The following is a 24,168-nucleotide window of genomic DNA, read 5'->3' on the forward strand; positions in this document are numbered from 1 at the left end:
CTCATTATTATAAATTTTTTGCTTTAAAAAGATATAATTTTGTAAAATTTTTAAAGAAGTATGTATGAAGCAACTCATTATGGCTTTTAGTGGTCCGTCAAATTCTGGTAAAACTACGCTTATAGAAAAATTAACACGGCACTTTATGCAAAAAGGCTTAAAGGTTCTTGTTATTAAGCACGATCCAGCCGATAAAACAAATTTTGATAAAGAGGGCAAAGATAGCTTTAAATTCTTTCAAAGTGGTGCTGAGACCATCATCTTAAGCCCAACAAAAACGATCCTTTTCTCTCACAAAAAAAGGGATATTTTCGAAGCCTTAAAGCTTGTGGAATTTGATTTGTGTCTCATTGAGGGACTTAAAGAGCTTGATTTACCTAGAATTAGCGTTTTTTGTAAAGAGATTGATACGAGCTATTTTAGCTTTTCAAACGCCATAGCAAGCTATGAAAAAATTTCGTATGAAAATCTTGTATGGCTTGATTTAAATGACCTAGAGCAAATCGCTTCCTTCATACTTAATAATGCCTTAAAAGGAGAATTTGATGCAAGAACTCGTTAAACTCATACAAGAAGCCGTGATAGAAATTTCAAACGAGCTTAAATTTCCAGACACCACATATAGCGAGGAAAAAAACTCAAGCGGCGACACTCAGCTTAAATTTGATGTTTTAAGCGATGAAATCATCACAAAACGCTTAAGCACAAGCAAAAGCTTAAAGGCGCTCATTAGCGAAGAAAAAGAAGAAACACTTCACCTCAATGAAAATGGCAAATTTATCGTTGCTTACGACCCACTTGATGGCTCTTCTTTAATGGATGTTAATTTTGCCATAGGTTCTATTTTTGCCATTTACGAAGAAAAAGTTTCGGCTAAAAATTTAAAAGTGGCACTTTATAGCGTTTATGGAGCGAGACTTGAGCTTGTTTGCTGCGAGGGTGAGGAAGTCAAATTGTATCGTTTAAATGAGGGGGGTAAATTTGACTTTGTCAAAGAGCTTAAAATGGCTGAAAAAGGTAAGATAAACGCCACAGGTGGCACACAAAAATTTTGGGAAGAAAAACACGCTGCTTTTATTAAAAGCCTTTTTGAAGAGGGTTATAGACTAAGATATAGTGGGGCTATGGTAAGTGATATTCATCAAATTTTATTAAAAGGCGGAGGGCTTTTTAGCTACCCTGCCACAAAAGATGCTCCAAATGGAAAATTAAGAGCCTTCTTTGAAATTTTCCCCCTTGCTTTCATCATAGAAAAAGCTGGAGGAGCGACTACAAACGGACAAAACGCCTCTTTGCTTGAGCTTGAATTTCATCAAATTCACGCTACTAGCCCTTGTTTTTTCGGTAGCGAGTATGAAATCAATAAGCTTTTAAAGGCATACAATGGCTGATCAATTTGAAGAAGATATGAGGTTCAAAAAAGACATTTTGCAAAAATGTCAAAATGATAGAGGACTAAATTCCTGCTATAAGTGTGAAGAAATTTTTAGTTGCACTACGCGAAAAAACTATGTAGATGCCGTTTATAATAGTATGTCTAAGGGTAAAACCGAAGGCGGATTTGAATTTTAAAGGAGTAAAATGCGTTATATTACCACACCGATTTATTATGTCAATGATGTCCCTCATTTAGGACACGCTTATACGACCATTATTGCCGATACTTTAGCACGCTTTTATAGACTTAGCGGACATAAAACGCTTTTTTTAACAGGCACCGATGAACACGGACAAAAAATCGAACAAGCCGCTAAAAATAAAAATCACAGCCCTAAAGAATACGCCGATAAAATCAGTCTTGATTTTAAAAAACTCTGGGACGAATTTGAGATAAGCTATGATATTTACGCACGCACCACAGATGAAAGGCATATTAAATTTGTCAAACAAATTTTTTTGAAAATGTGGGAAAAAGGCGACATTTATAAGGGTGAATATGAAGGATATTACTGCGTTTCTTGCGAAAGTTTTTTTACGCAGTCTCAACTCATCTCGCAATGCGGTTGTCCTGATTGCGGAAAAGAAACGAAACTTTTGAAGGAAGAAAGCTATTTCTTCAGGCTTTCAAAATATGAAAAAAATATTTTAAAATGGTATGAAAGCGAACCCATAGTGCCTAAAAATAAAAAGGCAGAACTTGTCAATTTTATAGAAAATGGGCTTAAAGACCTCTCCATTACACGCACAAGCTTTGAGTGGGGGATTAAAATTCCGTCAAATTTAAACGATGATAAGCATATCATTTATGTATGGCTTGATGCTTTGTTTATTTACATTAGCTCACTAGAACTTGATGAAAAAAGCGAAAATTTAGGCTTTTTACCCGCTTTTGTGCATTTAGTGGGTAAAGATATCTTGCGTTTTCACGCGATTTATTTTCCTGCTTTTTTAATGAGCGCTGATTTACCTTTACCAAAACACATCGCCGCACACGGCTGGTGGACTAGGGACGGAGAAAAAATGAGCAAGTCAAAAGGTAATGCCCTCTATCCAAAAATCATCGCCGATGCCTATGGTTTGGAGGCTTTTCGTTATTTTTTATTAAGAGAAGTGCCTTTTGGAAATGATGGGGACTTTAGCGAAACAATGCTTATAAACCGCATTAATGCCGAGCTTAGTAATGAATTTGGAAATTTATTAAACCGCATTATAGGAATGAGTCTTAAATACTCAAATGGCAATATTTTGCAAGATGAAGTTTTAAATTTTTATAAAGCAGAGTTAAAGGAAGCAAATTTACATCTTCAAAATGCCCTAGAATTCATAGAAAATTTTCAATTCAATCGCTATTTAGAAGAGCTTTTTAAGGCTTTGAGTGTAGCAAATTTAAGCATAAGCAAATATGAGCCTTGGAATTTGATAAAAAACAATGAAACAAGCAAGGCAAATGCCCTAGTTTCCTTATGTGCTAATATTTTAGCTAAGGTGAGTGTGCTTTTACACCCTACCCTACCAAAAAGCACACAAAAGGTTGCTAAAGCTTTAAATTACGAGATTAATCCACAAATTTATCAAAAGCTTATCCAGCAAAACGAGCTTTTAAATTTTAAAGCAAGTGCTTGTGAGGCGTTATTTCCAAAGGTAGAAAAAGCGCTTTTAACTTCTCCAAAAAAAGAAGAGGAAAAGCAAGTAATGCCTAAAATTAAGATAGAAGATTTTGCTAAAATCGAGCTTAAGGTAGCCTTAGTAAAAGAATGCGAAAAAATTGAAGGAAGTGAAAAACTTTTAAAATTCATACTTGAGCTTGAAAATGGCGAAACAAGGCAAGTGCTTTCAGGGATAGCCAAATTCTATCAACCAAAAGAGCTAATAGGCAAACAAGTTTGCCTCATAAGCAATCTTAAAAAAGCAAAAATTTTTGGTTATGAAAGTGATGGGATGATACTTTCAGCGAAAAGTGGAGATAAACTCGTGCTAATCAGCCCACAAAGCCTCGTAGAAAACGGCTCTTTAATAGGCTGATGAAAATTTCAAATTTAAGTGAGCTTTTAAACGCTAAAGTGCTAAATGAAGGCAGTATGTTAAGCGTTGGGGGGTTTGCACTCAGCTTAAAAGCTCTCAAGCCCTCATATGCTTTTTTTTCAAACGATAAAGATGAATTAAAAGAGGCGGTAAAAAAAGGGGCTTTTGTCGTTGTAAGCGAAAAGGAAATCAAAGTCGAGGATAAAGATGTTTTCTATCTTTTGTCTGATGACTTACAAAAAGCACTTTTGAGATTATCGCGATTTCTAAGCGAGGAAAAAAATTTAAAATTTATCCTTTGCGACAAAATAGAACTAGAATTTGCCAAAATTTTTAATATCAATCATCTAAACGCAAACGCTTTTTTGGATTTTGAGCTTATCCAAAACGCTAAAAATGATAGCTTTTTTTGCTTTGATGATGAGGCTTATCTTTTGAAATTTTGTGCGAGTTATGAAAAACTTTGCGAGGATTCTTTTGAGCTTAAAGAAAATGCTTCTTTATTTTTTAGCACTTTCATTTATAAAGAAAAATTATATAAAAATCTACCCCTTGCCCCATTTTATGTTAATTTTTTAGTAAAGTGGTTAAATTTTTTAGAAAAAAATGAGCGAAAAATAACATTTGATTTAAAAAAGCTCGAGTGCTACCAAATTTATTTTATCAATGATAATTTTGAAATCGTCGAATTTGGAAAGGCGAGGAAAGCCTTTATCATCGCTTTTGATGAGACGAATTTTAACTTTTGGCAAGAAAAATTACAAGGCGTTAAAGGCTTTAAAACCGCCTTGCAAAATTCGCTTTTTTGCGACTTTTCTTATAACGAACTAAAAGATTTAAAAAAAATGAAAGATTTTAAATACTGCTTGATTTTTGAAAATTACGATAATTTTGAGCAAGAATTTCAAAATAAAGAAAATCAAAATCCAAGTCTGTTTTAAAATATTTTAAACTATAAAGTTTTTTTATCTTTAGCCGATATGAATCTTAACTCTAGGGTTAAAATTTGAATTAAAAGGGTTTGCCAATGAGAAAAATCACTCTCACATTAGTAACCTTAGCTATTTTCGGTGCTAGTTCAGCGTTTGCCTGGGGGAATCCTTATCTTACTCCGGCTCAAAATTTGCAAAATTACAGACTTTGCTTAAACACTAAAGCCAACGGGACAGAAAGTCAAAAAATCATCGCCCAGTGGGCTTGCTTGACTTATTATGGTATTGATACCTACCCAGAAGGTTAAGGAGTGAATTATGGCTTTAGATTTTTCATCGACTAAATTTTATTTTCCGCTTAATTCTATGGTCTATAAGGGCTTAAAAGCCGACTTAGAAGAACAAAGCAAGGAAAGTTTAAAGGCTATAGATGAAAATTTAAAGCCTTTAGAGCTCGATGAAAAGGTAAAAAATGCACAAAGTGATATGATAAATGTCTATTTTAGAGACCCTATCACGCAAAATATCACAAATAGTGCCTTAAGCACCCAAAGCATAGAAAAGCTTAAAAATACATTTGGCGGTGCTGATTTCTACCAAAGAAAAGATGGCTCTTATATACTAGGTGGCGATGTGGAAAAATTCGTTTCATCTTGGTATGGGGATATAGCGTATCAAAGGGGCTATTTAGCAGCTGATGCTAATAAGGATGGCTATTTAAATAAAAATGAGCTTGATGAAACAAGAAGCGGTTTTACCCCTCACGGCTATTTTCATCTTCGTAAAGATAAAATTATAGCAAGTAATTTAAGTTATGTGGAATCTTATATTAAATTAAATGGCATAGCAACCGCTCCTGATGGAGTGCCTGAAGATTTTAAAAAGGCGCAAGTAAGTCTTTATAATGAAGGTAAATTTGCAGCCCCCACTCTAGCTCTAGAGCTAGATAAAACTATAAAAAATGATAAAGATACCGATGGTTTGATTATTTACAAAGAAATTTTAAATAAAAATGAAATGAGGCAACAAGCTATGGATTTGGCTTCTTATGTGATAGGAGGAGGGACTTTTGACCCTACTGAGGGAGCTTTAACTCTGCTTGACTTAATAATAAGAGATGAAGAGGCTTTGAAAGTCTTTGGAAAATTAGCTGCAAATGATTTTGACATCGAAAGTCTAAGCGAAGAAGAACTTAAAATGCTAAAGCAAGATTTTAAAGAATTTTTTAATGAAAATAATGAATTTGATAAAGAAAAATTTCAAAAATATTACGAAAGCTTAAAAGAGCAATTTGTAGATAAAAGTCTTAATTTTCTAGGGCTTTCCAAAGAGGATTATCAAAACGGAGAACTCAATTTAGATTTTAACAAACTAAGCTCAGTCATAAAAGACATAGTTTCTACCTTTAAAGAAGCAAATACTACGCCGTCAAATTATGGCAACTTGCGTTTGGATTTAAGTTTATAGTTTTACCCCCTCGCTCTTTAGTAAAAATTTTTTCATCTCAAGTCCTCCGCTATATCCGCCTAGCCCACAACTTGCGACCACTCTATGACAAGGGATAAAAATGGGAAGAACATTTTTAGCATTAGCATTACCCACTGCACGAAAGGCTTTTGGGTGCGCTATAAGCTCGGCTACCTCTTTGTAAGTTTTTGTCGTGCCATAAGGAATTTGCCTTAAGGCTTCATAGACCTTAGTTTCAAATGCACCAGCACTAAATTTTAAAGGGACACTAAAATTCCTTAAACGCCCAGAAAAGTAAAAATCCAACTCCCTTTTGACCTCTCTTAATAAGGCACACATATCTTCTTCGCTTCCTTTTTGCTGACAAAATTTTACACTTTGTAAAAATTCCCCTTCGCTTTGTATCAATAAGTAACAAAAAGGCGATTTATAATAAAATTTAAACATCTTTTATCCTTACAAAGGCTAAAATTATAACCAAAATTATAAGGAGAAACGATGTCTTTCATAGAAGAATACAATGAGTTGGTTAAAGAAAGAGCGGCTTTGGGCATTCCGCCTCTAGCTTTGAGCGTGGAGCAAACTAAGGCACTTTGTGAGCTACTTAAAACAAGCGATGATGAAGTATTAGCAACACTTTTAGAAGAAAGGGTTAATCCGGGCGTTGATGACGCGGCTTTAGTTAAATGTGAATTTTTAGACCAAATTTTAAAAGGGCAAATTAATCCACCCAAAATAGATAAAAAACGCGCTTTAAAAATGCTTGAAACTATGCTTGGAGGCTATAATGTCAAAGTTTTAATCGAAACTTTAAAAGATGAAAGCCTAGCCAAAGACGCCGCTGATGTGCTTAAAAATATCATTTTTATACACGATGATTTTTATACCATAGCAGAACTTAGCAAAACAAATGTTTATGCAAAAGAAATTTTACAAAGCTGGGCAAATGCTGAGTGGTTTGTCAAAAAAGAAAAGCTACCTGAAGTGATAAAATGTATCGTTTTTAAAGTGCCGGGCGAAACTAATACGGATGACTTAAGCCCTGCTGGCGATGCTTTTACAAGAAGCGATATCCCACTCCACGCTAATGCTATGCTTAAGGTGCGTCAAGCTGGCTCACTAGAAAAAATTAAAGAATTGAAAAAAAGCGGACGCGAAGTCGTTTATGTCGGCGATGTTGTCGGCACAGGCTCAAGCAGAAAATCTGCCATAAATTCCATACAATGGCACTTGGGAAAAGAGATTAAAGGAGTGCCAAATAAACATAGCGGAAGTATCGTTATAGGTTCGACCATAGCACCGATTTTCTTTAATACCGCTCAAGATAGCGGGGCTTTACCTATCGTTTGCGATGTAAGTGGGCTTGAAATGGGAGATGAGTTTGAAATTCACACTTACGAGGGTAAAATTATTAAAAATGGCACTACAATTAGTGAATTTAAACTAAGCCCAAATACCATCATCGATGAAGTAAGAGCAGGTGGAAGAATCCCTCTTATCATAGGGCGTGGGCTTTGTGCTAAGGCGAGAGAATTTTTAAAGCTTGAAAATGAAAATATCTTTACAAAGCCAGAGCAACCAAAAGCGAGTGAGGGCGGTTATACCCTAGCACAAAAAATGCTAGGACGCGCTTGTGGAGTTGAGGGTGTGCGTCCGGGGATGTATATCGAGCCTAGCACACTCACAGTTGGCTCTCAAGATACCACAGGACCGATGACAAGAGATGAGATAAAAGAGCTTGCTAGTCTTGGCTTTAATGCGGATTTTGTAATGCAAAGCTTTTGCCATACAGCAGCTTATCCTAAAATAAGCGATTCTAAGCTCCACAAAACCCTACCAAATTTCATCACAAGTCGTGGAGGTGTGAGCTTAAAGCCTGGAGACGGCGTCATTCACTCGTGGCTTAACCGCTTTGTTTTACCTGATAGCGTGGGAACAGGCGGAGACTCGCATACGCGTTTTCCTATTGGCATTTCTTTCCCAGCTGGAAGTGGGCTTGTAGCCTTTGCAGCGGTAACGGGCGCTATGCCTTTAAATGTGCCTGAAAGTGTTTTGGTGCGCTTTCGTGGAGAGTTACAACCAGGAGTTACCCTAAGAGATTTAGTTAATGCTATCCCCTATTATGCGATTAAGGACGGAAAATTAAGCGTAGAAAAGCAAAATAAAAAGAACATTTTTGCCGGTAAAATTTTAGAAATTGAAGGCTTACCAGATTTAAAAGTCGAGCAAGCCTTTGAATTAAGCGACGCTTCAGCTGAAAGAAGTGCGGCGGCTTGCTGTGTGGATTTAAATGAAGCAAGCGTGAGCGAATATATAAAATCTAACATAAGCCTTATAGAAGCAATGATTAAAGCTGGATATGAAAATCAAGCCACACTTAAAAGAAGAGCGGAAAAAATGAAAGAGTGGCTAGAAAATCCTACCCTCTTAAGAGCTGATAAAAATGCCAAATACGCCTATGTGCTTGAAATCGATTTAAATGAGATTAAAGAGCCTATTTTGGCGTGTCCTAATGACCCTGATGATGTAGCGACCTTGAGCGAAATTTTGCAAGATCCTAAACGCCCACAAAATATCGATGAAGTTTTTGTTGGCTCTTGTATGACAAATATAGGGCATTATAGAGCTTTGGGTGAAATTTTAAAAGATAAGGGTATGCTTAAAACACGCCTTTGGGTTGTGCCACCGACTAAAATGGATAAGGCTCAACTAATTAACGAGGGTTATTATAGTATCTTTGGTGCGGCAGGTGCTAGGATAGAGGTGCCGGGCTGTTCCTTATGTATGGGAAATCAAGCTAGGGTTAATGATGGTGCTGTCGTTTTCTCCACTTCAACAAGAAATTTTGACAATAGAATGGGAATGGGTGCTAAGGTGTATCTTGGTAGTGCGGAACTTGCAGCTGTGTGTGCAATTTTAGGTAAAATTCCTAGTAAAGAAGAATATTTGCAAATCGTCAAAGATAAACTCAATGACGCAAATAAGGCAAATATTTACAAATATCTTAATTTTAATGAGATACAAAATTTCAAGCTAGAGGACTAAAACTCTAGCTTTTGTAAGGGTTAAAATGAGAATTTTAATTTTTTTAAGTGTAATTTTGCTAAGTTTTGGCTTGGCAAATTGCGAATTTGTTATAGAAAATAAGGCAAAAATTTTTAATCAAAAAATTGATTTAAATCAAAAAGAATTGCTTGACAATCTTCAAACTTGTGAATTTTCTCTTAAAAATCAAGCTATAACACAAAAGCTTTATGAGCTTTCTAATCAAATTCGTGGAAACAATAGCATTTGCTCAGGACTTAGCTATTTTGATAAATTGAAAGAATTTCAATATTTGCTTTTAGAAATCGCCCTAAGTCCCCAAACCTACCAAAAAAAACTCGCAGACGCAAAGGATACGGAAGAGAGGAATAATGCTTTAAAGGCATATTTTCGCTACTGGGCGTATCAAAGTATAGGAAATTTTAGACTTTATAGAGAATTTTGGAAAGAATATAACGCAGCTATCGCACCTTTGGAAGCTTATTTTGAAAGAAATTTTAAATTTGATAAAGGAAGTAATATTTATTTCACAAGCAATGCCTTAAATGAGTTTTTAAACTGGGCTGTTGGAGAGAGTAAAATTCATAAAGATATCAGCACTCTTGCTAAAATGATGGCAAATAAAAATTATGACGAAGTGCATTTAGAGCAATATATTATGGCAAATAGCCCTTCTCTTGCCGAGCTTAATCTCGCCTTAAGGTCAGCCCTCTTAAATGCTAGAGATGTTAAAATTATTAATATGCTTTTAAAATTTGGACTTGATTTAAATGAAGGCTATGAAAGTGCCATTTTTTACGCTTTAGAAAATAAGCAAAATGTAGAATTTTTAATCCAAAAGGGTGCAAATGTCAATCACGCCAACGCTTTTGGCAAAACTTCACTCTTTTACGCCTTAGAATTTCATCAAGATGAAGTCGCTAAACTTCTCATAGAAAAGGGTGCAAATGTCAATGCCAAATATATCAATAATAACGAAAAATTAGCCCTTAATGCTAACAATACAACGCCCTATTTCATCACGCTTTGTGCCTTAGAGCATACTTCTAAAAATGTCTTTATGCACGCGGCTAGTTTTTCTAATGTCGCTATGTTAAAGCTTTTGGTAGAAAAAAAGGCGGACATTTTTACTGTTGATGATTTAGGCTTTAATGCGCTTGATTTTGCTTTAATGGCAGATAAAGAAGAAAACGCCATTTACCTTAGAAGCTTAGGGCTTAAGGAAAATGAAAATTTATTTTATGGAGAAAGATTAGAATGAAAAAAGTCGCTTTTATCACGGGTGCGAGTTCTGGTTTTGGAGAGGCTTGTGTGAAAGCCTTTATCAATGAGGACTTTAAGGTCGTTGCTCTAGCAAGACGCAAGGAAAGATTAGACAAGCTTAAAGAGCTTTATAAAGAACAAATTTACACGCTTAATCTTGATGTAAGAAAGAAAAAAGAACTTTTTGAAGCTGTGGCTACTCTACCTAGCGAATTTCAAAACATTTCCGTGCTTTTTAATAATGCCGGACTAGCCTTAGGACTTGAGGAATTTGATAAATTAAGCCTTGATGACATTGACGCTATGGTCGATACTAATGTCAAGGGCTTTTTATATGTAGCAAGAGCTGTTATACCGCTTTTAAGAAGGCAAGAAAATGCTTATATTTTTAATCTTGGCTCCATAGCTGAAAATGTGGCGTATTTTGGCGGTAATGTTTATTGCGGAACGAAAGCCTTTGTGGGGCAGTTTTCTAGGGCGTTAAGAAATGATTTAAGAGGAACAAATATTAAGGTTACAAACATAGCGCCCGGACTTTGCAAAACTGAATTTAGCGAAGTGCGTTTTAGAGGAGATAAGGCTCAAGCAAATGCCGTTTATGAAGATACTAAATTTATCACGGCAGAAGATATTGCTAGGGTGGTAATGTCCATTATTCATCTTCCGCCCCATATTAATGTAAATAAAATTGAACTTATGCCTATAACACAAACTTGGGCAGGAACTCACACTGAAAGGATACAATGAAAATATTGTTATTATGTTTTACCCCCTTATTTTTATTTGGTGATGCGACTTTTAATGCTCAGTTTTTTGGTATTTTTAGTCTTTTGCCGCCCATTATTGCTATTACTTTAGCTTTTATAACGAAAGATGTAATTTTATCTTTATTTATAGGAGCTTTAAGCGGTGGCTTTATGCTCGCCTTGGTGGAGCAAAATATTTTTTACGCTCTCGTTAATAGCTTTGTGATTTTTGTCAAAAAAACAGTAGAATCTTTGGCTAACACTTCTAATGCTGGTATTATCTTACAAATGCTTACCATAGGTGGTATGGTAGCTTTAATCACTAAAATGGGTGGAACAAAGGCTGTTGCCACTTGGTTTGCTAAAAAAGCTAAAAAAGCTAAAAGCTCTCAACTTGCCACTTGGTTTATGGGTTGCTTTATCTTTTTTGATGATTATGCTAATTCTTTTATTGTTGGTCCTATTATGCGTCCATTAACGGATAAATTTAAAATTTCTCGCGAAAAACTTGCTTTCATTATGGATTCTACGGCAGCACCCATTGCTGGGCTTGCCATTATCTCCACTTGGATAGGCTTTGAACTTTCTGTCATTAAGCAAGGCTATGATTTGATAGACGATAAGCTCTTTCTCGCTCTTAATCAAAGTAGAGAGCAAATTAACGCCTTTGAAGTTTTTATACAAACTTTACCTTATCGCTTTTATAATATTCTTATGCTTGCTTTTGTACTTTTTACCATACTACAAGAAAGAGAATTTGGTCCTATGCTACAAGCTCAAAGACACGCTAAAAACATCGATTTTAGCACGATACAAAATGCGAGTGAAAATCTTGAAGACAAGCTTTTAGAACCTAAAGAAGGCATTGATTTAAAAGCTTCAAACGCTACGATTCCTCTTGGTATTTTAATCGTTTTTTCCTTTGTAGGCTTTTATTTTAGCGGTTATGCTAATATTGAAGATACTAATTTAAAAGCTCAAATCGAACTTGCACCTCTAAGCCTCCTTGCTTTAAGAGAGACTTTTTCATCGGCAGATACAGCTACAGCCTTATTTCAAGCAGCATTTCTTGCAAGTATTGTCGCTATCATTATGGGGGTTTATAGAAAAATTTTCACACTAAAAGAGGGAATAATGACTTGGACTTATGGCTGGAGAATGATGATTATTACGGTCATTATTTTAATGTGTGCTTGGCCCCTATCTTCCGTCATTAAAGATTTAGGCACTTCTATTTATCTAGTTGATTTACTTTCTGACACTTTGCCGCTTTATCTTTTGCCTTTGATTGTATTTTTACTTTCTTCCGTTGTATCTCTATCAACAGGCACTAGTTATGGAACAATGGGTATTTTAATGCCACTTACCGTGCCACTTGCCATAGGCTTGGGGGTGCATAATGAATTGATGGATGCTCAACTACATCATTATATGGTTATCAATATTTCTGCTGTATTAACAGGAGCTATTTTTGGAGATCACTGCTCACCCATTTCGGATACCACGATACTTTCATCTATGGCAAGCAAATGTGAGCTTTTAGCCCATGTTAAAACGCAAATGCCTTATGCCATTTTCATATGTTTTATATCTTTATTTGCGGGTTATTTACCGGTAACTTTGGGTTTGAGTGTATGGATAGTTTTACCTTTGGACTTAATTCTTATTTTTATTTTATTGCGTATTTTCGGTAAAAAGACTTGATGAATTTTCCCACAAATTTTAAAGAAAAAGCTCATTTTGCAAGAGAATTTTTTGCTCCCTTTTATAAGGGGGAATTTGAGCTTTTTAGTTCCCCTACTTCTCATTTTAGAACGAGAGTTGAATTAAGCTTTTTTCACGATGAAAATGGTGTGATTTTTTATGCGATGTTTAATGGAAGAAAAAAATACATCGTAGAAAATTTAGACTTTGTTGATGAAAAAATTTGTCTTTTAATGCCAAAGCTCTTAAAAGCACTAAATGATGATAATACGCTTAAAAATAAGCTTTTTGGAGTGGAATTTTTAGCGAGTAAAAAAGAACTTAGTGTAACCTTACTTTACCATAAAGACATTAGCACCCTTAAAGAAAATTTAGCGAATTTAGCTCGAAATTTAAATCTTAATCTCATCGCAAGAAGCAAAGATAAAAAGCTTGTTTTTGGTAAAGAAAACTTAAGGCAGATTTTAGACATTAAAGGAGGGGCGATTCATTATGAATTTGACAATGACTGCTTCATACAGCCTAATACTTACATTAATGAAAAGATGATAGAGTGGGTTTTAAAGCAAATTTCAACTGAGGAAAAAAACGACCTTTTGGAGCTTTATTGCGGGTATGGAAATTTTACCCTCGCCCTAGCCTCTTCTTTTAAGCAAATTTTAGCCACAGAACTTAGCAAAAAAAACATAGCCTACGCCCTTAAAAACTGCACTTTAAATAATGCTACAAATATCCATTTTGCAAGGCTTTCGAGTGAGGAATTAAGCAAAGCTTTAAAAAAAGAGAGGGAGTTTTTTAGACTTAAGGACATTGATTTAGATAGCTTTCATTTTTCCCATATTCTCCTTGACCCTCCAAGGGCTGGACTTGAAGAAAGCGTGATAAAATTAGCTCAAAATTATCATCACATCATTTACATTTCTTGTAATCCTGTAAGCCTTAAAGAAAATTTAATCAAACTCACAAAAACGCACACTATTACAAATTTCGCCCTTTTTGATCAGTTTGCTCTCACGCCTCATTTAGAAAGTGGCGTTTATTTAACTAAAATTTAGAAAGGCTTATAATGCTAAAAAGTCAAAAATTTTTAATCCACTCTTGTGATGATGTAGAATTAGATCTTAAAAGAAAAGCCAAACTTGAATACCGCATAAGTTACGATACAAGCAAAAGCCCCAAAGCCCTTGTTTTTATGGTGGGAGGCTGGGGAGCGACTAAAAATATCAAATTTTATGATTTTGAAAGAGAAAATATAGCCAAAAATTTCAATGTCATCTGCGTACAAGTCTATCATCACGCCATACATAGAAGAATATCCACAGAATCTAAATATAGTGCTAAAAATGTGTTTGAAAAAGAAGATGTAGAGAGGATTAAGAGCTATTTTGAAAGTATAGCTTGGGACTCAAAAAATATTAATGAGCAAAACGCACCCTTTGCCGCACAAAAATTAATCCAAAGGGTAGCAGAGCTTAAAAGTCAAGGCATAATGGCAAAAGATTTTCAACTAGAATTTACACTAGGCACTGTGCCAGCACGAGATGAGTATGAAAATGCAGGGATAATGTCGGCTATTGATTATATCAATGCTCTTAAGCATTTAGACCAAATTATCGGGGGGGGGGGGGGGGGTAGCATTTTAAAGCTGCCTAAAATTTACGCTGGGGGAAGTTATGGAGGCTATTTGGCTCTACTCATTAGCAAAATTGCTCCTTGGTATGTTGATGCTGTCTTGGATAATTCAGGCTCGGCTTTACCGCAGGTTAAATTCATACTAGGACGCGAAAGCAAAACCTGCGATGCCATAGATAGCTACCCACATAATCAAAATCAATACTACACCAAAACTCTTTGGACGAGAAACCTTAACTCAAAATACTATTTTAGCGATGATTGCTATCTTATAAGGTCTATTTTAAATCCTACGCATTTAGAAATTCAAAAAAGGGCAAATCCTCGCACCATTTTTGTAAGTTATCATAGTCTTATTGATGAGCTTAATCCCTCCAAAGACAAGCAAAATCTTTACGAAATTTACAAACATTTAGGATTTGATGCGACTTTGCATTTGATAAAAGATGAAAGTGAGCTTGACGGACGACTTCTTAAAAGCCTAGATCACGGCTTAAGAATGAGCGATAAGGCGATGGTTAAAAAAGAATTGCCCATTATTTTAGAAAAAATGCAAAATCAAACACAAGAAATTCCCTCATATAATGAGATAAGCTATCCTTGTAAGGAAAAAATTTACCGCTTTAAAGATACAAAAGAGGGTTTTTTATGTGAAATTTTTAATAAATAATACGGCTTAAATAAAGCCCATTTGCTGGGGCTAAAAGGCGGTAATGGCATTTTTTAGCTTCGATTTGCTCTTTTAATTTATCTTCGCTTAATTCTCCCCTTAGCACCGCCATAACGCTAGCCACACTTAGTCTTATTTGCGCTCTTAAAAAGCCATTAGCCCTAAATTGAAATACGCTTAAATTTTTATGCGTGTAAGCCTTAGCCATAAACATAGTCCTAACGCTAGTTTTCGCACTTCCACCTGCTTTTTGAAAAAATTTAAAGTCCTTTTCTCCTACAAAATGTCCTAAAAGCTCATTTGCTCTTTTGATGTCAAAACGCTCACTAAAGCACACATAAGGGCTTAAAAAGGGGTTAAATTCTCCGTGATGAAAGATGTAGCGATACTCCCTAGCCCTCACATCAAAACGCACAGCATAATTTTCGCTCACCCTCTCTAAGCTTTTAATGTGTATGAAAGGGTGAGCAAAGCGGTTAATTTGCCTTTTAAGATAGACTAAGTCTTTAAAATGCTCCCCACACTCCACACAAGCTACCGCACGAAGGGCATGCACACCCTTATCTGTGCGTGAAGCAAATAGCACAGGAGAAAAAATGCCAAGATGAGCAAGAGCCGCCGCTAAGGCATCTTGGACGGAATTTAAATGAGGCTGACAAGCAGAGCCTAAAAAAGCCGAGCCATCATAGGAGAAAACGAGCTTAAGACGCATTAATAACGACTCATTATCATCTTTTTAAAGCATATAATAGAAGCCGCAAAAGCAAAGCTAAAAATCAAAAAGCTCATCAATAAAGGAGGCTTGTATAAACTCGATAAAAGCCCAAAATAAACGGCGATCACCCCAAACATACCAAGATAAATAAAACCTTTTTCATAGCGGTAAGTTACAATTCCAAAACTAAGGGCAAAAAGTGTGCTAGCTAAAGGAAATAAGCTTATGCAAACATACATTACAAATTCCCTAGCCTTATCGGCATTTGTGTTAATGTCGTCCCAGTATTCGTAAAATGCCTTAGTTTGCCCTAAATTATCATTAAATTTTGTATTAACAACCAAATTTTCAAACTCACCGATAAATAGAGCCTCCCCACCGTCAAAATTATACATTTTACCTTCATTTAATCTAAAAGCAAAGCCCTCGTTTGAACGCTCTAAATTCGCCTCCTTAGCGATGATGAGTTGCTCTTTTAAATTATCATTGCTTTTTGGATGATACATAATGATATTTTCATACCCCCCCTCCTTTTCATCTTGTATGAAAATCATCCAGTCTAAAAATTTTTGCCCAAATTCACCTGTTTTATAATTAAATTTAATTTGCGTTTTTTTATAATCAACAAAATTTTTTTGTAATTGATATACAATAGGTATCATCACTAAAGCTACTCCTAGCATTAAAACACTTAAAAATGTGGCGATTTTAAGGAAAAATTGTGCCATTTTTAAAGGCGTAAAACCAAGTGTGAAAAAGACAACGCTTTCATTTTCTTTAGAAAGCCTATAAAGAGCTAAGGTCAGTGCCACAAAAAAGGCAAGTGGCAAGGTAAAAATCAAAATGCGTGGCAGCATAAAGCCGTAAAGCTTAAAAAGGTCTAAAAAACTAATCTCAATGCTTGAGGTAAGATTCGCAATTTGGATAAAAAATACCATAGAAACAATGCCAAAAAGCACCAAGAAAATAGAAAGATGTGTCCCTAAAAATTGATTTAAAATATACTTAAATATAAGCTTCAAAATACTCTCCCAACGACTAAATATACACACATAGCAAGACTTATAAAAGGCAAAAAAGCAAGTTCTTTTTCTCCCTTTTTAAAAGCAAAATAAAAAAAGGGCAAGGATAAAAACGCAGCGATGAAAAGGATATAAAACGCCCCCATAAAGCCAAACAACCCAGCAAAAGCCGCTAATAATATAATGTCCGCATCGCCTAAGCTCTCTTCAACTTCTTTATTTTTAAAATTTTTTATAAAAGAAATAAAACTTTTAAGTAAAAAAATAAAACCAGCAAACATAAAAGCGTCTATAAAAAAATGAAAAATATTCATATCAAAAGCATTGAGATGACTTTCTAAAATTTTTAGCAAACAAGCACTAAAAAAGCCGATCCAAAGTAAAAAATTTGGCACAGCTTTTAATCTTAAATCAATCAAAGAAAGGCTAAAGCACACAAAAAGAAAAAGCGTTAAAGCAAGAAATTCTTTAAAAGATTTCGCACAAAATGAGGCAAGATAAACCAAAAAAATGCCAAAAATTTCACTTAAAAAGCACATAAGAGGAATTTTTACACCGCAATTTTTACAACGCCCCTTTAAAAAAAGATAAGAAAAAATAGGCACAAGTTCTAAAATCGTAAGCTTTTTTTCACAAGAAAAGCAAAAAGAACGCATAGCAAAAAGGGGCTTTTTTTCACAAATTCGGCTTACAAAACTCGCACAAAATGAGCCCAAAACCGCCCCCAAAATTCCCCAAAATAAAGCATTATTTTCCAAAGGTGCGTTCTCTTTTTCTATATTCTTTAATAATTTTTTTAAATTCCCTTATAGTTAAGGACGGAAATAAGGTCTCACTAAAGCAAATTTCAGCATAAGAGCTTTGCCAAAGTAAAAAATTTGAAAGTCTTTTAGCATTTCCCACGCGAAGCATTAAATCCACATCTAAAGGCAGGTCTAAATTCGCACTTAAATTTTCCTCACTAAGCTCTAAGCCCTTTTCTACCACTCTTTTAGCCGCTCTTACTATCTCATCTCTTGAGCCATAGCTAATAGCTAAATTGACACACAAACGCTCACAATGCTTCGTTTTTTCCTCAACTAAAGCTATTTTTTCTTTTAGTTTTTCATCTAAACGCGATAAATCTCCTATCGCCTTTAAACGCACACCATTTTTTTCAAATTCTTTTAAGGCATCATCTAAACAACGCTCCAAAAGTTTAAAGATAAATTCCACTTCATCAGCTGGACGATTCCAATTTTCCGTGCTAAAGGCAAAAAGTGTAAGTTGAGAAATTTGCTCCTCTATACATACGCTCATAAGTTTTTGTAGAGTTTTTACTCCTCTTGTATAGCCAAATTTCGCTAAAAAGCCCTTAGCTTTCGCCCAACGCCTATTTCCGTCCATTACCACGGCTAAATGTTTTAATTCATTCATTATACTCTATCTCCATAAGGCAGGGATTTGATGTAATTTTCCATAAAGTCAAAATCTAGTTCGCCCTTGTGATTTATGGGGAGTTTGATAGTCATTTTTTTAGCTTCATCACTATATAAGGCTCTACCATAAGAATATCTGTATTTATTTTGATGTATTAAGGTTATGATAAAAATAGCTATGTATTGATTTAATATAAATTTCGGCTTTAAGATATTAACTCTGCCGTGACTTACTGCATAAAAATCATCTTTTTGATAAAAAGCGTTACAAAACATATCAATCGTTATTGTGTTACCCTTAAAAATTTCAGCCTTTCCGTCCCCACGACTATCTATGTAACCAACCACGCCATTATTTGTTTCGCCCGATGAGACAAGGGGTATCAACCCACTTTCAACTTCATCTATTTTTATATCGCCTTTTGATAACACAACTTCAAATAAAGAATTTAAAGAAAACTCGCCCCATTTTTCAATATTTAATGGTAGGGCATTTTCAGGGCGATTTTTAGTCGTTAAAGGCTTGTAGTGCAGGGATTTAATATAATTTTCCATAAATTCAAAATCGGGGACATAGCCACATTTAGAATATGTTTTGCTTTTATCTCTAAAAATTGAGCCGTTGGGATTATGTTTTATAGGTAATGAAATTTCAGTATCTTTCATACTTTCTAATTTCCATTTTCTACCATAAGAAAATTTGTATTTTTCTTGTCTCAACATAGATACGATAAAAAAGCCAATATATTTATTAAAATCATCATAGCGAGAATATAAGGCATTAACATCATCAGTAGCCCAATAATCATTTTCTTGGTAAAAAGCTTCGCCCACAGAGCCGTTATAGCTTAATGATATTGTGTTGCCTTTGTGGATAGGTGCTTGTCCTATAAAATTTGCTATTCCATTATTTGCATCAATCGCCCCAATATAAATATTATTGCCCTCTGTCTGCTCATCTGCGGTTAATCTCTTGCCCTTTTTAATATCAAAAAGATATTTCAATTTAAATCTTTTCCAATTTTCCACATCAAGATTCATAAATATCGCCTTTTTGAACAAGATGAGCTAAAAAATTATTTAATGTTTGTTGAAAATCCGCCTGTGAAAGTTTAGAATAATCCGTTTTCATATAGGCTTCGCATAGCCACTCATCTTCGCCGCTTACCTTTGCCATAGCACTTAAACCATCAACGACCTTTTTATTTCTAAAGACATCTAGCCATTGCTCCTCTATCTTTTTCCATTTGGACTCGCCCCCCTCGTCAAACTGCTCCACTCTGCCTAAATTTTTCTTTTTCTTAAAGCCGTCTTCTTTAAAATAACCAAAAAATGTTTCATTTACCGTGCCATCGGCGTTTGTATGGGGCTTACCTAAGGTAAAGACCATACAACAAGCACTCACTGAAGCCCCCGGGTAAAACACTTCGGCTGGGAGTGTGAAAACAGCTTCTAGGGTGTTATTTTCTAGCATAGCTTCTTTGATATTTTTAATATCGCTTTTAGAGCCTATGGCAGCACTCATAGGTAGTAAGACGGCTAATTTTACTTCCTTTCTCGCCTCGTTTTTGCTCTCTCTTTCTTCATTTATCTCTTTGATAATATCGCTTAGATATTGTATAAACACAAGCCCTTTTGTGGGGTCTTCCTTGCCCTCTTTCGCACCTTTGCTCCATTTGTTTTTGTAATATTCAGGTATGCTTATGGGCTTGGCGTTATAGGGAGGATTCATTAAAATAATATCAGGTTTTGCCTTTTTGATAAATTCTTTTTTTTCAAAGCAAGAACCAAATTCTATATTGCTATTACCATCGCCGTGGATTAGCATATTTGTCGTGGCTAGTCCGTAAGCCTTTTCCTCCACTTCTATGCCGTAGATATTTTCTTTTTTGACCTTTTCCATTAGCTCTTTAGCTTCTTTTTCGCTCTTGCCTCTTTTACAATCACTTAATTCTTTTACCATAGCTTGAACGAGAAATGACCCGCTTCCGCAAGTGATGTCAAGCACTCTTTTTGTCCTATCCACACCCACAACGCGGCACATAAAATCAGTAATATGGTCGGGTGTGAAAGCTTGGTTTTTATCAGCTTTGCCTGTGTATTTATTAAAAGCGATGAAGAAAAGATTTAAGATGTCTTGCCCCTCTTCGCTCTCGGTATCGATGTATTTATAAATATCTACGAGGATAGTTGTTAAAATCTCTATCCAGTCTTTTAATTTTAGCTTTTTAATTTTTTGATCGTTTAGGACATTTTTTTGTAAAAGTTCTATTTTTTTCGCTTTGTTATTTGAGCCGTCAAGTAAATCGCTTAAGGTTCTTTCTATGCTTACGCGGATAGCGTCTTCGTTTGAATTTTCCCAAAATTCTTTTAAATCTTTAACTAATTTATCATTGATGTGATTAACGCCTCGTTTTTTCACTTCATTTTTGATATATAAAAGAGTCGTGCCGACAAATTGAGAGCGGAGCTTCTCATCGATGTCTTTTTTATGCAAAAGCTCGTTTAAATCATAGGTGTTTTTGAGAACCTTTTCTCTATCGTTTTGCTTATTTATCTCAAATAAAGACATATAATGCTCCATAGTATCAAGCACGACTTCATTTTTTAGTAAGCACTCGTCGTTTATATGATTTTTCCAAACCTTGATTTTATCATCAGTAGTATTTGCTAGTATGGCGATGATTTTTTGGCTATGATACATTGCTTTTTCTGCTTCTACATAGGCTTTAAGTTGCTTTTCGTCTTTTTGCGTGAATTTTGGCTTGGTTTCGACTAAAATGACAACATCATCTTTACAAAAACGCATATCAAGCTTAAAATGCTCGACTTTTTTGTTTAGGGATTTTTCTAGATTTTCTTTGCTTCCAGAAACTTTTATATAGCTATACTCGCCATTTTCTATATTAGAAACTAAATATTTTTTACCGATACGCTCTATAATGTCTATTCTTTCCATAAATTATCCCTTAAAATCTAGCAATTTTTTATATTCAAAAAAGGCTTTTAAATTTTTATCTTGGAAAACCCTATATTCTAAATGCTCGTTTAGAAATTTTTGCACCTTAAAAAAGGGAGTGAAAATCGAAATTCCCACTTCATCTTTAACGATTTTCAACGCTCCAAAAACACTAAAATATAAATAAAGCTCTATTGTATCCCCCCTCTTTCTTAATTGAAACAAGCAAGGTTTATTTTCAAAAATGAAAGGGATATGATAAACATTTTCAAAACTAGCAAAAAGCATTTCTTTAAACACACTAAAACTTTGTGCGTCCTTAGCCACGCTTAAATTCTCTATAATAAAATGCTTAAAATCAAAATCCTCTCCTAACAATTTTAAAATCAGCTCAATTCCCTGTTCGTAAGGAGTGAAATTTGGGCGTTTGCAAAGATGTCTAAATTGTATCACGCCCTCACTCATATAAAGCTCCGCTAAATAATACGCCCCTACTTCAAGCTCAATCATACTTTTTGTTTGAATTTGCTTTTTATTAAGCTCTAGGGTGTAGTGTGCGTAGCCTGATTTTGCTAGGACTTTCATAGCTATGGGAAGAGTAGAATTAATCAAATTCATAAATCTTGACACCTTAAGGCAAGCTCGTATGCAAGCTCTTTTTTGCTTTTTAAGCCACTTTTAACGCTTTCTTTTTGCGTGATGAAAATAAGCTCGTTAAAATCTGCTCCAAAATGATTTTCCTTACCTAAAATATTCAGGCAAATCATATCAAGCCCCTTTTTTTCAAGGGCATTTTGTGCGTTTTTGAGGGCGTTTTGAGGGTCAAGCTCCATTTTAAAGCCTATTTTTTTACCCTCAAATTTGCAAATTTGAAGAAGATCTTCATTTAAACTTAAGCTTAAATTTAGTCCCGCCTCACTCTTTTTAATCTTGCCTTTTTGATAATTGGGGACAAAATCACTCACCGCCGCACACATTATCAAAAAATCGCCCCCCTCAAAACGCTTTAAAAGTGCCTTTAAATCCTTTGAGCTTTCAAAGGTAAGAAGCTGAAAGGGCGTTTTAAATTCCACTGAACTAAGTAGCACGACATCAGCACCCAAATAATAAAAGGCAAAGGCAAGTTCTTTAGCCATTTTTCCGCTTGAAAAATTACTAATGCAACGCACATCATCGATTTTTTCCCTTGTGCCGCCTCCGCTTATAATCACACTTTTACCGGTAAAAAAGCTTTCTTTTAGAAGCTCTCTTTTACAAAGATGAAAAATATCCTCAAGCTCCGCTAAAGCACCGATTCCCTCATCTTTACAAGCTAGTTTTTTAACAATAGGCTCAATGATTTTAGCTCCATTTTGCTTTAAAATTTGAAGAGAGTTTTGCGTGCTAAAATGTAAATACATCGCCGAATTTGCCGCTGGAGCGATGATAATGGGAGCTTTTGTCGCCATTAAAGTTTGGATAAAAAGCGTATCTGCTATGCCATTTGCTAATTTATTGATAGAATTCGCACTTGCTGGAGCAAAAAGCACAAGGTCCGCATCTTTGCTAAAGGCGATATGATTATTATAATTTTGCCACGATTCATTTGCCTCACACAAAAGCTCGTCCGCTAAAGCCTCAAAACTAAGCCTAGAAGCAAATTTCAAAAGCCCCCTACTTAATAAAACCTTAACTCTAAAGCCCTCTTTTTTAAACAAAGAAATCAACTCATACGACTTATAAAACGCTATACTGCCACTTACAGCTAAAAGTATGGTTTTCATTGAAATTTTTTATAAAAATAATCTTTTAAAATCTTGCTTTGCGCTCTATTAATAAAAAGCGAACCTTTAGGGACATTTTCACTAACAGAACTTCCCGCTGCGATGATAACCTCATCTTCTATGCAAACAGGTGCGATAAACTGCGTATCAGAGCCGACAAAGACATTTTTACCGATAATGGTTTTATGTTTTTTAACTCCGTCATAATTACAAGTGATAGTGCCGCAGCCTATATTAGTCCCCTCTTCTATCTCACAATCACCCAAATAGCTTAAATGCCCCGCTTTCACGCCGTTTAATTTAGCATTTTTACACTCGACAAAATTGCCTATATGCGTATTTTTAAGCTCGCATTTAGGACGCAAATGTGCCAAAGGTCCTATACTTGAAAAGCTTATTTTACTATCCTCTATCACACTTGAGCTTTTAATAATGGAGCTTTCTATCACACTTTTACCCTCAATTCTTACATTTTCATACAGCTCACACTCGCCTATAAATTTGACATCTAAGCCTATAAAAATGGAGCTTGGATTATGTAAGATCACACCCTCTTTTTGCCAAAATTTTTTAATTTTATCTTGCATTAAATTTTCTGCTACACTAAGTTCAAATTTATCATTAACCCCCATAAATTCCTCTTCACCCACAAAAAGTGGCTTAATGTGCGTGTTTTTAGCTCTTGCAAGTTTAATGATGTCTGTTAAATAATATTCCTTAGCCTTGTTTTCATTGTCGATTAGGGGTAAAAGCTCACTTAAAAGCTTCGTATTTACCATATAAACGCCCGCATTACAAGTTTTAATCATCTTTTCTTTTTCATCTGCGTCTTTTAGCTCGACTATTTTTTGCACTTCATTATTTTCAAGCACGACCCTACCATAGCTTTTTGCATCTTTTGCTTCAAAAACGGCTAAAGCTAGGTCGCTTTTTAATTCAAGCAAAGCCTTGAGACTTTGAAGCTCTATTAAGGGCATATCTCCGCAAAGTATTAAAACTCTTTCATTTTGTGCCTTATAATCCTTTAAAGCCCCTGCGGTGCCTGGGAAACGGACTAAATCTTGCTCTATAAACTTAGTTTGTGGAAAAAACTCACAAATTTCTTTCTCCACCCTTTCTTTTTGATGTGATAAAACAACACTCACATCATCACTTAAGGCAAAAGCCTTTTCTAAAATATGCAAAATCATACTTTTAGCACAAATTTTTTGCAAAACTTTAGGCGTGCTTGATTTCATTCTTGTGCCAAGACCTGCTGCTAAAATAACAATAGAGCTTTTCATCATTTCCCTTTTTATAATTATTTCTTTATTTTAGCAACAAAAAGTTAAAATTAAAGCAAAAGTTAAAGTGCTTAAAGGTAGAATTCA

23 protein-coding genes are annotated in these 24,168 nt (G+C 35.0%); 13 read left to right on the forward strand and 10 right to left on the reverse strand.

What is annotated here, in order from left to right; genetic code table 11:
• Positions 1–64: 64 nt before the first annotated feature.
• The 7 genes from mobB to NYG92_RS02670 all read left to right on the forward strand — a co-directional run bounded on the left by mobB (position 65) and on the right by NYG92_RS02670 (position 5,861).
• On the forward strand, positions 65–562 hold the full coding sequence (gene mobB, locus NYG92_RS02640) for a molybdopterin-guanine dinucleotide biosynthesis protein B (protein WP_289233455.1): 498 nt from the start codon (positions 65–67) through the stop codon (positions 560–562).
• The gene (locus tag NYG92_RS02645; RefSeq protein ID WP_289233456.1) at positions 546–1,391 is read left to right on the forward strand and encodes a class 1 fructose-bisphosphatase; all 846 of its coding nucleotides are present in this window, start codon (positions 546–548) and stop codon (positions 1,389–1,391) included. Before mobB ends, NYG92_RS02645 begins: the two co-directional genes overlap by 17 nt.
• Positions 1,384–1,572, forward strand: a complete 189-nt coding sequence (locus NYG92_RS02650; protein ID WP_270988374.1) for a hypothetical protein — start codon at positions 1,384–1,386, stop codon at positions 1,570–1,572. The genes NYG92_RS02645 and NYG92_RS02650 overlap by 8 nt, the downstream gene beginning before the upstream one ends.
• Positions 1,573–1,581: 9 nt before the next feature.
• Positions 1,582–3,462, forward strand: a complete 1,881-nt coding sequence (gene metG / locus NYG92_RS02655; protein WP_289233457.1) for a methionine--tRNA ligase — start codon at positions 1,582–1,584, stop codon at positions 3,460–3,462.
• On the forward strand, positions 3,462–4,403 hold the full coding sequence (locus tag NYG92_RS02660) for a hypothetical protein (protein WP_289233458.1): 942 nt from the start codon (positions 3,462–3,464) through the stop codon (positions 4,401–4,403). The genes metG and NYG92_RS02660 overlap by 1 nt, the downstream gene beginning before the upstream one ends.
• 86 nt (positions 4,404–4,489) lie before the next feature.
• Positions 4,490–4,702, forward strand: a complete 213-nt coding sequence (locus NYG92_RS02665; protein ID WP_082199767.1) for a hypothetical protein — start codon at positions 4,490–4,492, stop codon at positions 4,700–4,702.
• A gap of 10 nt (positions 4,703–4,712) precedes the next feature.
• Positions 4,713–5,861 (forward strand): hypothetical protein, encoded by a 1,149-nt coding sequence (locus NYG92_RS02670; RefSeq protein WP_289233459.1) that lies wholly within the window; start codon positions 4,713–4,715, stop codon positions 5,859–5,861.
• On the opposite strand, the gene NYG92_RS02675 is transcribed toward NYG92_RS02670, so the two are convergent.
• Positions 5,856–6,308 carry a methylated-DNA--[protein]-cysteine S-methyltransferase gene (locus tag NYG92_RS02675; RefSeq protein WP_289233460.1) on the reverse strand — a complete coding sequence of 151 codons (453 nt, stop codon included), beginning with the start codon at positions 6,306–6,308 and terminating at the stop codon, positions 5,856–5,858. The genes NYG92_RS02670 and NYG92_RS02675 overlap by 6 nt on opposite strands.
• Before the next feature lie 51 nt (positions 6,309–6,359).
• Between NYG92_RS02675 and NYG92_RS02680 the strand changes: the two genes are divergently transcribed.
• The 6 genes from NYG92_RS02680 to NYG92_RS02705 are packed head-to-tail and all read left to right on the forward strand — an operon-like array spanning position 6,360 to position 14,921.
• Complete coding sequence (locus NYG92_RS02680) at positions 6,360–8,906, forward strand: bifunctional aconitate hydratase 2/2-methylisocitrate dehydratase (RefSeq protein WP_289233461.1); 2,547 nt, start codon at positions 6,360–6,362, stop codon at positions 8,904–8,906.
• A gap of 25 nt (positions 8,907–8,931) precedes the next feature.
• Positions 8,932–10,167 (forward strand): ankyrin repeat domain-containing protein, encoded by a 1,236-nt coding sequence (locus NYG92_RS02685; RefSeq protein ID WP_270966380.1) that lies wholly within the window; start codon positions 8,932–8,934, stop codon positions 10,165–10,167.
• Positions 10,164–10,916, forward strand: coding sequence for an SDR family NAD(P)-dependent oxidoreductase (locus NYG92_RS02690; protein ID WP_270982245.1), 753 nt, complete (start codon positions 10,164–10,166; stop codon positions 10,914–10,916). Before NYG92_RS02685 ends, NYG92_RS02690 begins: the two co-directional genes overlap by 4 nt.
• Complete coding sequence (locus NYG92_RS02695; RefSeq protein WP_289233462.1) at positions 10,913–12,619, forward strand: Na+/H+ antiporter NhaC family protein; 1,707 nt, start codon at positions 10,913–10,915, stop codon at positions 12,617–12,619. Before NYG92_RS02690 ends, NYG92_RS02695 begins: the two co-directional genes overlap by 4 nt.
• A complete protein-coding gene (gene trmA / locus NYG92_RS02700) occupies positions 12,619–13,674 on the forward strand; it encodes a tRNA (uridine(54)-C5)-methyltransferase TrmA (RefSeq protein ID WP_289233463.1) in 1,056 nt (351 codons plus the stop codon). The genes NYG92_RS02695 and trmA overlap by 1 nt, the downstream gene beginning before the upstream one ends.
• Positions 13,675–13,685: 11 nt before the next feature.
• Positions 13,686–14,921 (forward strand): DUF2920 family protein, encoded by a 1,236-nt coding sequence (locus NYG92_RS02705; protein ID WP_289233464.1) that lies wholly within the window; start codon positions 13,686–13,688, stop codon positions 14,919–14,921.
• Here NYG92_RS02705 and truA read toward each other — a convergent pair.
• The 9 genes from truA to glmU are packed head-to-tail and all read right to left on the reverse strand — an operon-like array spanning position 14,911 to position 24,081.
• Entirely contained in the window at positions 14,911–15,633 is a 723-nt protein-coding gene (truA, locus tag NYG92_RS02710; protein WP_289233465.1) for a tRNA pseudouridine(38-40) synthase TruA, read from the reverse strand. The genes NYG92_RS02705 and truA overlap by 11 nt on opposite strands.
• Positions 15,633–16,658, reverse strand: coding sequence for an LptF/LptG family permease (locus NYG92_RS02715; RefSeq protein WP_270991063.1), 1,026 nt, complete (start codon positions 16,656–16,658; stop codon positions 15,633–15,635). Before NYG92_RS02715 ends, truA begins: the two co-directional genes overlap by 1 nt.
• Positions 16,655–17,416 (reverse strand): prepilin peptidase, encoded by a 762-nt coding sequence (locus NYG92_RS02720; protein ID WP_289233466.1) that lies wholly within the window; start codon positions 17,414–17,416, stop codon positions 16,655–16,657. Before NYG92_RS02720 ends, NYG92_RS02715 begins: the two co-directional genes overlap by 4 nt.
• On the reverse strand, positions 17,406–18,074 hold the full coding sequence (gene uppS, locus NYG92_RS02725; protein WP_004277232.1) for a polyprenyl diphosphate synthase: 669 nt from the start codon (positions 18,072–18,074) through the stop codon (positions 17,406–17,408). Before uppS ends, NYG92_RS02720 begins: the two co-directional genes overlap by 11 nt.
• A complete protein-coding gene (locus NYG92_RS02730; protein ID WP_289233467.1) occupies positions 18,074–19,117 on the reverse strand; it encodes a restriction endonuclease subunit S in 1,044 nt (347 codons plus the stop codon). The genes uppS and NYG92_RS02730 overlap by 1 nt, the downstream gene beginning before the upstream one ends.
• Positions 19,107–21,035 carry an HsdM family class I SAM-dependent methyltransferase gene (locus NYG92_RS02735; protein ID WP_289233468.1) on the reverse strand — a complete coding sequence of 643 codons (1,929 nt, stop codon included), beginning with the start codon at positions 21,033–21,035 and terminating at the stop codon, positions 19,107–19,109. The genes NYG92_RS02730 and NYG92_RS02735 overlap by 11 nt, the downstream gene beginning before the upstream one ends.
• Before the next feature lie 3 nt (positions 21,036–21,038).
• Complete coding sequence (locus NYG92_RS02740) at positions 21,039–21,653, reverse strand: hypothetical protein (protein ID WP_027304007.1); 615 nt, start codon at positions 21,651–21,653, stop codon at positions 21,039–21,041.
• Complete coding sequence (coaBC, locus tag NYG92_RS02745; RefSeq protein ID WP_270976468.1) at positions 21,650–22,798, reverse strand: bifunctional phosphopantothenoylcysteine decarboxylase/phosphopantothenate--cysteine ligase CoaBC; 1,149 nt, start codon at positions 22,796–22,798, stop codon at positions 21,650–21,652. The genes NYG92_RS02740 and coaBC overlap by 4 nt, the downstream gene beginning before the upstream one ends.
• Positions 22,795–24,081, reverse strand: a complete 1,287-nt coding sequence (gene glmU, locus NYG92_RS02750) for a bifunctional UDP-N-acetylglucosamine diphosphorylase/glucosamine-1-phosphate N-acetyltransferase GlmU (protein WP_289233508.1) — start codon at positions 24,079–24,081, stop codon at positions 22,795–22,797. Before glmU ends, coaBC begins: the two co-directional genes overlap by 4 nt.
• Positions 24,082–24,168 lie beyond the last annotated feature (87 nt).

The organism is Campylobacter felis, assembly GCF_030250085.1.
In the GTDB taxonomy this organism is placed as follows: Bacteria; Campylobacterota; Campylobacteria; order Campylobacterales; family Campylobacteraceae; genus Campylobacter_D; species Campylobacter_D upsaliensis.

Bases quoted from the DNA above. Each gene is read 5' to 3' on its own strand.
- NYG92_RS02670 (WP_289233459.1), top strand. From the start codon at position 4,713: ATGGCTTTAGATTTTTCATCGACTAAATTTTATTTTCCGCTTAATTCT.
- NYG92_RS02675 (WP_289233460.1), bottom strand. From the start codon at position 6,308: ATGTTTAAATTTTATTATAAATCGCCTTTTTGTTACTTATTGATACAA.
- NYG92_RS02740 (WP_027304007.1), bottom strand. From the start codon at position 21,653: ATGAATTTGATTAATTCTACTCTTCCCATAGCTATGAAAGTCCTAGCA.
- NYG92_RS02660 (WP_289233458.1), top strand. From the start codon at position 3,462: ATGAAAATTTCAAATTTAAGTGAGCTTTTAAACGCTAAAGTGCTAAAT.
- mobB (WP_289233455.1), top strand. From the start codon at position 65: ATGAAGCAACTCATTATGGCTTTTAGTGGTCCGTCAAATTCTGGTAAA.
- truA (WP_289233465.1), bottom strand. From the start codon at position 15,633: ATGCGTCTTAAGCTCGTTTTCTCCTATGATGGCTCGGCTTTTTTAGGC.
- coaBC (WP_270976468.1), bottom strand. From the start codon at position 22,798: ATGAAAACCATACTTTTAGCTGTAAGTGGCAGTATAGCGTTTTATAAG.
- NYG92_RS02685 (WP_270966380.1), top strand. From the start codon at position 8,932: ATGAGAATTTTAATTTTTTTAAGTGTAATTTTGCTAAGTTTTGGCTTG.
- NYG92_RS02735 (WP_289233468.1), bottom strand. From the start codon at position 21,035: ATGGAAAGAATAGACATTATAGAGCGTATCGGTAAAAAATATTTAGTT.
- uppS (WP_004277232.1), bottom strand. From the start codon at position 18,074: ATGAATGAATTAAAACATTTAGCCGTGGTAATGGACGGAAATAGGCGT.
- trmA (WP_289233463.1), top strand. From the start codon at position 12,619: ATGAATTTTCCCACAAATTTTAAAGAAAAAGCTCATTTTGCAAGAGAA.
- NYG92_RS02665 (WP_082199767.1), top strand. From the start codon at position 4,490: ATGAGAAAAATCACTCTCACATTAGTAACCTTAGCTATTTTCGGTGCT.
- glmU (WP_289233508.1), bottom strand. From the start codon at position 24,081: ATGAAAAGCTCTATTGTTATTTTAGCAGCAGGTCTTGGCACAAGAATG.
- NYG92_RS02680 (WP_289233461.1), top strand. From the start codon at position 6,360: ATGTCTTTCATAGAAGAATACAATGAGTTGGTTAAAGAAAGAGCGGCT.
- NYG92_RS02690 (WP_270982245.1), top strand. From the start codon at position 10,164: ATGAAAAAAGTCGCTTTTATCACGGGTGCGAGTTCTGGTTTTGGAGAG.
- NYG92_RS02645 (WP_289233456.1), top strand. From the start codon at position 546: ATGCAAGAACTCGTTAAACTCATACAAGAAGCCGTGATAGAAATTTCA.
- NYG92_RS02730 (WP_289233467.1), bottom strand. From the start codon at position 19,117: ATGAATCTTGATGTGGAAAATTGGAAAAGATTTAAATTGAAATATCTT.
- NYG92_RS02650 (WP_270988374.1), top strand. From the start codon at position 1,384: ATGGCTGATCAATTTGAAGAAGATATGAGGTTCAAAAAAGACATTTTG.
- NYG92_RS02705 (WP_289233464.1), top strand. From the start codon at position 13,686: ATGCTAAAAAGTCAAAAATTTTTAATCCACTCTTGTGATGATGTAGAA.
- NYG92_RS02695 (WP_289233462.1), top strand. From the start codon at position 10,913: ATGAAAATATTGTTATTATGTTTTACCCCCTTATTTTTATTTGGTGAT.
- metG (WP_289233457.1), top strand. From the start codon at position 1,582: ATGCGTTATATTACCACACCGATTTATTATGTCAATGATGTCCCTCAT.